At 44.1% G+C, this 7,410-nt stretch carries 10 protein-coding genes; 8 read left to right on the top strand and 2 right to left on the bottom strand.

Features of this window, described 5'->3' with window-relative positions; all coding sequences use genetic code 11:
- Positions 1 to 173 precede the first annotated feature (173 nt).
- The 3 genes from O9295_RS19240 to O9295_RS19230 all read left to right on the top strand — a co-directional run bounded on the left by O9295_RS19240 (position 174) and on the right by O9295_RS19230 (position 1,358).
- A complete protein-coding gene (locus O9295_RS19240; RefSeq protein ID WP_288034614.1) occupies positions 174 to 389 on the top strand; it encodes a hypothetical protein in 216 nt (71 codons plus the stop codon).
- A 3-nt stretch (positions 390 to 392) separates the two neighbouring features.
- The gene (locus O9295_RS19235) at positions 393 to 740 is read left to right on the top strand and encodes a type II toxin-antitoxin system PemK/MazF family toxin (protein WP_079209012.1); all 348 of its coding nucleotides are present in this window, start codon (positions 393 to 395) and stop codon (positions 738 to 740) included.
- Between the two features lie 195 nt (positions 741 to 935).
- Positions 936 to 1,358, top strand: coding sequence for a SufE family protein (locus tag O9295_RS19230; protein WP_002761229.1), 423 nt, complete (start codon positions 936 to 938; stop codon positions 1,356 to 1,358).
- Between the two features lie 4 nt (positions 1,359 to 1,362).
- Here the strand turns inward: O9295_RS19230 and O9295_RS19225 are convergent, their stop codons facing one another.
- On the bottom strand, positions 1,363 to 1,914 hold the full coding sequence (locus tag O9295_RS19225) for a ferric uptake regulation protein (protein ID WP_002737956.1): 552 nt from the start codon (positions 1,912 to 1,914) through the stop codon (positions 1,363 to 1,365).
- 105 nt (positions 1,915 to 2,019) lie between these two features.
- Here O9295_RS19225 and O9295_RS19220 point away from each other — a divergent pair, with 105 nt between their 5' ends.
- Positions 2,020 to 3,285 (top strand): DnaJ domain-containing protein, encoded by a 1,266-nt coding sequence (locus O9295_RS19220; RefSeq protein ID WP_288034608.1) that lies wholly within the window; start codon positions 2,020 to 2,022, stop codon positions 3,283 to 3,285.
- Here O9295_RS19220 and O9295_RS19215 read toward each other — a convergent pair.
- Entirely contained in the window at positions 3,238 to 3,852 is a 615-nt protein-coding gene (locus tag O9295_RS19215; protein WP_288034604.1) for a molybdenum cofactor guanylyltransferase, read from the bottom strand. The two genes, O9295_RS19220 and O9295_RS19215, sit on opposite strands and share 48 nt — an antisense overlap.
- Positions 3,853 to 3,879: 27 nt before the next feature.
- Here O9295_RS19215 and O9295_RS19210 point away from each other — a divergent pair, with 27 nt between their 5' ends.
- The 4 genes from O9295_RS19210 (at position 3,880) to O9295_RS19195 (ending at position 7,149) form a co-directional block, all read left to right on the top strand.
- Positions 3,880 to 4,197: a hypothetical protein gene (locus O9295_RS19210; RefSeq protein WP_190722860.1), complete on the top strand. Its 318-nt coding sequence runs from the start codon at positions 3,880 to 3,882 to the stop codon at positions 4,195 to 4,197.
- A 130-nt stretch (positions 4,198 to 4,327) separates the two neighbouring features.
- Complete coding sequence (locus O9295_RS19205; RefSeq protein WP_288034602.1) at positions 4,328 to 5,467, top strand: DegT/DnrJ/EryC1/StrS family aminotransferase; 1,140 nt, start codon at positions 4,328 to 4,330, stop codon at positions 5,465 to 5,467.
- A gap of 37 nt (positions 5,468 to 5,504) precedes the next feature.
- Entirely contained in the window at positions 5,505 to 6,410 is a 906-nt protein-coding gene (gene crtB, locus O9295_RS19200; protein WP_288034599.1) for a cyanoexosortase B, read from the top strand.
- Positions 6,403 to 7,149, top strand: coding sequence for a cyanoexosortase B system-associated protein (locus O9295_RS19195; RefSeq protein ID WP_288034596.1), 747 nt, complete (start codon positions 6,403 to 6,405; stop codon positions 7,147 to 7,149). The genes crtB and O9295_RS19195 overlap by 8 nt, the downstream gene beginning before the upstream one ends.
- The last annotated feature ends 261 nt before the right edge of the window (positions 7,150 to 7,410 follow it).

The raw sequence follows: 7,410 nt of genomic DNA, 5'->3' as shown, positions 1-7,410 counted from the left end.
CATTACGGGACAAAGGGTTAACCTCAATTTATGATTTTCCTTGATATATCTGGGTTTCAGCGATTTTGGGCTTCTCGAAGTAAATCCCAAGCGGGGATTGGAGTTGAGGCTTTTATCGATTTGTTTTTTGTCTAAGTCCCAGTAAGAGAAGCTTGATTTATGTTGGTACAGAAATGATGAATCAAAAAATTACTGCTATTTTCAATGGAGAAGCTTTTTATCCTACTGAAACCTTTAATCTTAAGCCGAATACTAAAGTAAAATTGACAATAGAAACTCAATTAATTGATGAAGAGCAATTGCAAATAATGGCAGATGATGTGGATATTTTAGGAGAAATAGCTACCATTAATCAGGAGTTTATGGTCTCTGAAATGGACGGTTTGTAGAAAATGACTATCGCAAGAGGTGAAATTTATTTCGTTAATCTTAACCCGATTCAAGGAAAAGAGCAAGCAGGAACTAGACCAGTTTTAGTATTATCTATTGATGTGATCAATCAGTTACCCTTAGTGGTGATGGTAGTGGTGGGGACGAAAGGAGAAAATATTCGCCAAGATTATCCGACTAATGTTCGCGTTTCGACTGATGAAAGTGGGCTTCCTTTAGAAACAGTCTTTCTTGGTTTTCAAATTCGTTCAATTGATAAAAATCGCTTCCCCTCGGCACCAGTTGGGAAACTATCCGAAGAAAAAATGCCAGAAATTGAAACGGCAGTCCGATATTGCCTAGGATTGTAAGGAGATTTTATATTTTTGGTACGGCGATCCATAGCTCCTGCAAGCGTGGTATTTCATTGATGCCAATTCTAGCAGATAGCCTCGAGGCACTCTGACCAAGGTAGTCCTGGTGCCGATAACCACAGCGCTCAACTTCCGCAAGAATGCTAATATAAAAAAGCTATTGGCTAATTTTTTCCTATTTTAACTCGCAATATGCTCCCGTCTAATCTCGATCGCATCGTCGAACGCCTCAAACGTCGTACCGATCCTAAGCAAAAATACGAACAATTACTAGCTTTTGCTAAAAAACTAGAACCAATACCAGAATCTGCCAAAATACCCGCTAATAAAGTTCATGGCTGTGTATCCCAAGTTTATATCACTGCCGACCTCGAAAATGGCCAGGTTTGGTACAAAGGGGATTCCGACGCGCAATTAGTCAAGGGTTTAGTTGCTTTGTTAATCGAGGGTTTCAATGGACTGACTCCCACGGAAATCCTGCAAGTCACCCCGGATTTTATCGAAGAAACCGGTTTAAAAGTCAGCCTTACCCCTTCCCGCGCCAACGGATTTTATAATATTTTCCAATTAATGCAGAAAAAAGCTCTCGGTTTTCAGTTGGGAATGTCCGCTTAGATGTCTAGTTTTCCGGTTCTGGCTCCTTTGATTCGGGAATCTCGCAGTTTTGGAAACGAGTATCCACCAGCGAACGCGTACAACCCCAATTACTCGGTATTCCCGACGGCCAACCCATCCGCAAAGCTTCCGGACAGATGGCCATCACCGTTAACTGACAGTCAATTAACTGAAAACCCTCTTTCTCACACTGTTTGAGACTGTGTTTGAGAATGGAATCATTGTTAAATTCGATGGTTTTATTGCACTGAATACAGACCAAATGATGATGGTGGTGGGGATAGGGTTGATTGAGTTCGTAGTGTTTATGACCCTCGGCCAATTCCAACTCCCGCAAAATTCCCATCCGCGACATCAGTTTAACACTGCGGTAAATTGTCGATAAACTAATTCCTTCCCCCCTTTTGTCCAGCAATTCCTGCAATTCTTCGGCGCTGAGATGATTGCCTTTCGGTAAATTCTGGAAAACGTGCAGAATTTTCTCTCGCTGGGGAGTTAAGCGCCACCCCCGCGCGTTGAGTTCCGCTTTCAGGGAGGAAGCAGTGTAGGCAGACATAAGCGATCAACTCTCAATAAAAGCTATTTAATTGACAATGATAGTCGTTTCGGCGAGCCATTGGCAACAATTTTAAGTAGTTGAAAATTCCCCCCGCATTCAAGTATGAAAAATTACTATGAAATCCTGCAAATTCCCCGTCATGCCAGTAATAATCAGATAAAAGCCGCTTTTCGTCGTCTGGCCCGGCAATATCACCCCGATTATAATCCCAATGATCCAGAGGCAGTGACAAAATTTCGGGAAATTGAACAAGCTTATCGGGTTTTGAGCGATAAAGGTCAAAGAAAAGAGTATGATCGCCGTTTATCCCCAGAAATACCCACTTTTAACCCCAGTGCCGAGGATTTTTATCAACAGGGATGGCACTACGCTCAAGAGAGAAATTATCAATTAGCGATCGCATTTTACCAGCAAGCGATCGCAATTAATCCGCAATTTTGGCAGGCCTATCTGCAACGGGCGGAAGTTTACTACCATAATCAGCAGGATCGGCAAGTTTTAAGCGATTGTCGGCAAGTTTTGCAGTTAAAACCCGATTGTTCCCAAGCTTACTATTACCTCGGTTTATCCCGTCAACGACTCGGTTACACCCAATCCTCCCTAGAAGCTTATAAAAAAGCAATCGCCATTGACCCAGATAACCCCCAATTCTATTATCAAAGAGGATTGGCTCTAGAGGAACTCTCGGAACTGCCGGCAGCACGAAAAGATTTCCAAATAGCGGCCAAGAAATTTAAGCAACAGGGAAATTTTCGCCGCTATCATGCCATTGCAAATAAGTTAAGAGACTCTCAGAAAAGTTATCGACAACGGCAATCGATCAAGTGGTCAAAAACTCTTTTTATTGTTTTTAATTTGCTGAAAATCTCTGGCTCATCTTTGCTCAAACCCAAGACCGGTCTAGCAGAGGCTTTTTTAAAGCTTAACCGTAATCAGGCTTTGGCTACAGGTGTATTGGCAGCAATCATCAGCAGTTTTTTCATCGCTTTTACTTGGCAAAACTGGACAGTTAAATCTGATTTTTTGCTGTTATTAGGCTGGGCAGTATTTCCTTTTATTATTCTGACTTTATCTAGTTGGTTAGGCAGAAAATTAAGTAATAAATATGGTAGTCTCACCGGCGATATATTTTTAGGTGGCTTGATAATTTTGCCCTTTTCCATCGTCATTTTGCTCACTTCCTATTTATCCATAAATGGCGATATTGTCGGCGCAATTATCGGTGTAACCGGCGGTTATCTAACCGGAATGCTCTACTATGGTTATCGCCATTTATCCAACATTCCTTGGCCGATATCTTTACTTTTAGTCCCTTTTGTGCTAGGGTTTCTTACGGTTAATATCTGGGGAGTTTATTATTATCTCTAAATCTTCCGGGGTATTACAGTTAAATAAAATCTCGGAATTATCGATGATTAATTCCTCCACCACGGAGACATTTAACCATTTTTGAAAAGAAGTTCCCCCTTGCTGAATATAACTCTGCAAAGATGCTAAACAACGACGATGATAGAAACCACAGAGAGGCTCCCAACGAGAGCCGCACCGGGGAACCAAAGCGATGGCATTTTCTGGTACAGTGGCTAATAATCTTGACCATCCTTGCATAATTGAGGGCGTTAGTAAAGGTAAATCGCAAGCGAGCAATAAAACCCAATCGGTTGATACAAAAGTTAATGCCAAGGCAAAGGCCAATAAAGGCCCCCTAGTGGGAAGCGGTTCCTTGATTATCCGGCAGCATTGGGGAATGATAAGTTCATAACGTTCCGGCCAAGGCGTAATCACAGACACTTGTACTGCACAATCTTGGGCAATTAAACAAGTATTCTCTAGAAAAGAGACACCCTGAAAAGATAATAAGGCTTTATCTCGTCCCATACGGGAACTTTCGCCACCGGCCAGAATTAACGCCGTTAAAGCGGGAAAATCACTCATAATAACCAGTTCTATCGGAAAAATACCATGATTAATCACGACCCTTTTGGCGATCGCAAATTAGAACGCCTGCAATTAATGTTATATCTAATTCCCTTTCTAGGAGTGATTCCCTCCGCTTGGACATGGTATCAAGGGGAAGGAAAGGGAAAAGAACGGCAAATTAGTCGCTTATCCCTGAATTTAACGCTAGGATGGCTACTTTTTTACGCTTTCCTCTGGACTGGGGCTACTTTCAGCGACCAAACCTTGAGTTTTCGCTTTTTATACTGGAACGGTTTATTAACTTCTGCTTATATTCTCCTCTGCCTAGGAATTATCTTCAAAGTTTGGCAGCAAAAATAAGTAGCTAGGCAGTCAACTTGATTCTTTTGGCCAAGTCAAGGCCAAATCCCCTGAATAGGAATCTAGCCAAGTTGCTCAAATCTATGCTAGTCTCTTGACAATTAATAATGTCTCCATAAACAAGCACTAGATGAATTCCCATTTAATCAAAGTTCCCTTTGTCGATTTAACTTGGCAAAATCAGCCCCTACAAGCAAAAATTACCGAGGCAATCCAAACAGTTATCGACCGGGGAGATTTTGTTTTAGGCCAAGCTTTAGCCGAATTTGAAACCGCCTTCGCCCAAGCTTGCGGAGTCGAGTATGCTGTGGGAGTAGCTTCTGGCACGGCTGCTCTTGCCCTGGCTTTACAAGCTTACGGCATCGGTGCCGGGGATGAAGTGCTAGTCCCCGCTAATACCTTTGTCGCTACCCTCATGGGTGTTATTCAAGCGGGGGCCAAACCGATTTTAGTTGATTGTCACCTCGATACGGCCTTAATTGACCTCGCGGCGGCTGCCCAAAGAATTACCCCCAACACCCGCGCCATTCTCCCCGTACACCTGTACGGACAGATGGTATCACCCCAACAATTACAGGATTTTGCCCGCAGCTATAATCTGATTATCTTTGAAGATGCGGCCCAGGCCCATTTAGCCAGTAGAGAAGGTTATCGCGCCGGCAGTGTCGGTGTGGCGGCGGGGTTTAGTTTTTATCCCAGTAAAAATTTGGGTGCTTTTGGCAATGGCGGAATGTTAGTGAGCAATGATCCAGAAATTAGCCAAAAAGCCCGCAGTTTAAGAAATTATGGCGCCCCGAGCAAGTATTTCCACACCGATATCGGCACTAATAGCCGTTTGGATAGCATACAAGCCGCCATTTTAAACATTAAATTACCCCATCTGGAAGGCTGGAATCGCTCCCGTCAGCGAGCGGCAAGACAATACGACAGGCTTTTGGCTCCTTTAGCCGATCAAGGTATTTTACCCGTACGAGACGAAACCGAGACCGGTCATGTCTATCATCTCTACGTTATTCGCATCCTCCCCCATTGTCCCGTTGAGCGCCAACAACTACAAGAACAATTAACTGCCGTCGGTATTCAAACCGGCATTCATTATCCGATTCCTTGTCATCTGCAACCGGCCTATCGCTACCTCGGTTATCAACAGGGAGACTTTCCTCATGCAGAGATTCTCTGTGAAGAAATTGTCTCTCTCCCCATGTACCCTGGCATCAGCGAGGAGCAAATTGAAATCGTGGTTGAACAGATTACTGCGATCATCGGGTAACATAAATTCAGAATTTGTCACTAAATCGCTCCGTCCTATGGGTATTAGTCCTTCCCTATCCCCCGTCTCCCACAAAAATCGGCAATCTTGGCTGATGATCGGTTTCTTGGCGGTTATCTATGGTCCGGTGATCTTTCACTGGTACGATGGTTGGCTGAATAAATCGATCGGCATCGAACACGAATACTTTAGCCACGGCTTGATCGGCCTTCCCTACGCCGCCTATATTGTCTGGCAGAATCGCAAAAAATGGCAACGCCTCGAAGATCGCTCCCACCCCCTAGGAGCGTTTTTGTTAACCCTAGGAGCGATTTTTTATCTCCTCGGTTCCTCCCTTTGGGTTAGTATGTCTTTTCCGATTATTTTAGCGGGAATCTGTCTCTGGTTAAAAGGAACAGAAGGTTTTAAATTGCAAGGATTTCCCCTACTTTTAACAGCCTTAGCGACTCCTAATCCTATCCCCTACCTGATTGCTCCCTATACCCTACCCCTACAGGTTTTTATTGCCGCTTGCGCTGGTTTTATTCTCCAGCAAGCCGGCTTAGATGTCTCCGTTGACGGTATCTATGTAGCGGTAGAAGGCAGGATGGTGGAAGTCGCTCCCTACTGTGCGGGGCTGAAAATGTTATTCACCAGTCTTTACGTCACCCTCCTGCTGCTCCATTGGACTGATACCATCGAAAACGGTCGTAAAACCCGCTTTATGCTCCTCAGTGCCTTTGGAATTAGTGTCGGGGCTAATATCGTTCGTAACGCGCTTTTAGCTTGGTTTCACGGCACAGGACAAGAGGCAAACTTTAAATTACTCCACGATAGCTGGGGGGGTGATTTATACTCCGTCTTGATGTTATTACTGATCCTTTTGGTCTTCCAAATCATGCAGTATCGCGAGGCGGTTAAGAAACAGTCCCCGGCTCAAGGGGAAAGTAACCAGGATGATTAGTCAAAAAATTCCAGCCGAGGTAACTTTAGTGTTAGACAAACTCAAAAAAAAGCTCCCGGGTAATTATTTACTGCTGTTGTGCCTGCTGCTGCTGTTGATTTTAGGCGGTATCTTGCCCAATTTAATTTCTGGCCAGTGGTCTTGGGTGGAGCAACCGAGAATCGGTAATATTCAGAAAATGCAGGCCATACAAGAATCGGGAATCGAGTTGTCTGACCTGAAAACCATCGACCAGAGCCAAGGTGAAATCGGTGAGGGAAAATGGTCGGTACAAGTGCTGGAAAGTCCTGAGGGCAAGAGGATCACGCTGCTTTTAAAGCCACAGGTTTACTATAAAAATCAACCGGGATTAGAATGGTCCGATATCACTTCGATTAGTCGTTGGAATCAGGGGGAAACAACCGAGCTATCAATTCCCACCCGCTCGGGAGGAAAGGCGACGGCTCGATTCTATCGGGCCTGGACACAAAACACCTTTGCCGTGGTGCAATGGTATGCTTGGCTAGGTGGTGGTCATTACGATCCCTCGGTGTGGTATTGGCTTGACCAATGGGCGCAATTAAAAAAACAGAGAGTACCCTGGATAGCCGTTTCCTTGGTGATTCCCTTAGACCCGACCAAAGAACTGCAAACTCTCACTCCCTTTGCTCTCAATCTCGCCAAGGAAGTTCAAAGTAACTTAGAACAAAATGTCTTAAGTCAATTAACTTCTCTGCCTGAGACCAAAAAAGAAAAGTAGTTTTTCTGCTCCCAACTATCTGTTTAAAAAAAAACTAGCTCAAGGCACTTTTCTAGTCCTTAATAGCTTCTTTGTTCCTCTCCCACTAGATAACTCTCAGAAAATAAATTGATATATCTGTTTGACATCCTCACCGCCGTAAACGGACGGTGATTCCCAAACCTCACGATTTAGGTTTCTGCTTCTTTCCCTTGCGGGGTTCCGCACCTGCCTTAACAGATTTACTCTGTTCTGGTCTTATGGTCGCTCTACAGACTGACA

This window comes from Microcystis sp. LE18-22.4A (assembly GCF_027531105.1).
Taxonomy (GTDB): Bacteria; Cyanobacteriota; Cyanobacteriia; order Cyanobacteriales; family Microcystaceae; genus Microcystis; species Microcystis aeruginosa.
Note: the sequence above shows the minus strand (reverse complement) of the source record. Positions and strands in the feature narration are given on the sequence as shown.

Bases quoted from the DNA above. Each gene is read 5' to 3' on its own strand.
- O9295_RS19240 (WP_288034614.1), top strand. From the start codon at position 174: ATGATGAATCAAAAAATTACTGCTATTTTCAATGGAGAAGCTTTTTAT.
- O9295_RS19235 (WP_079209012.1), top strand. From the start codon at position 393: ATGACTATCGCAAGAGGTGAAATTTATTTCGTTAATCTTAACCCGATT.
- O9295_RS19230 (WP_002761229.1), top strand. From the start codon at position 936: ATGCTCCCGTCTAATCTCGATCGCATCGTCGAACGCCTCAAACGTCGT.
- O9295_RS19225 (WP_002737956.1), bottom strand. From the start codon at position 1,914: ATGTCTGCCTACACTGCTTCCTCCCTGAAAGCGGAACTCAACGCGCGG.
- O9295_RS19220 (WP_288034608.1), top strand. From the start codon at position 2,020: ATGAAAAATTACTATGAAATCCTGCAAATTCCCCGTCATGCCAGTAAT.
- O9295_RS19215 (WP_288034604.1), bottom strand. From the start codon at position 3,852: ATGAGTGATTTTCCCGCTTTAACGGCGTTAATTCTGGCCGGTGGCGAA.
- O9295_RS19210 (WP_190722860.1), top strand. From the start codon at position 3,880: ATGATTAATCACGACCCTTTTGGCGATCGCAAATTAGAACGCCTGCAA.
- O9295_RS19205 (WP_288034602.1), top strand. From the start codon at position 4,328: ATGAATTCCCATTTAATCAAAGTTCCCTTTGTCGATTTAACTTGGCAA.
- crtB (WP_288034599.1), top strand. From the start codon at position 5,505: ATGGGTATTAGTCCTTCCCTATCCCCCGTCTCCCACAAAAATCGGCAA.
- O9295_RS19195 (WP_288034596.1), top strand. From the start codon at position 6,403: ATGATTAGTCAAAAAATTCCAGCCGAGGTAACTTTAGTGTTAGACAAA.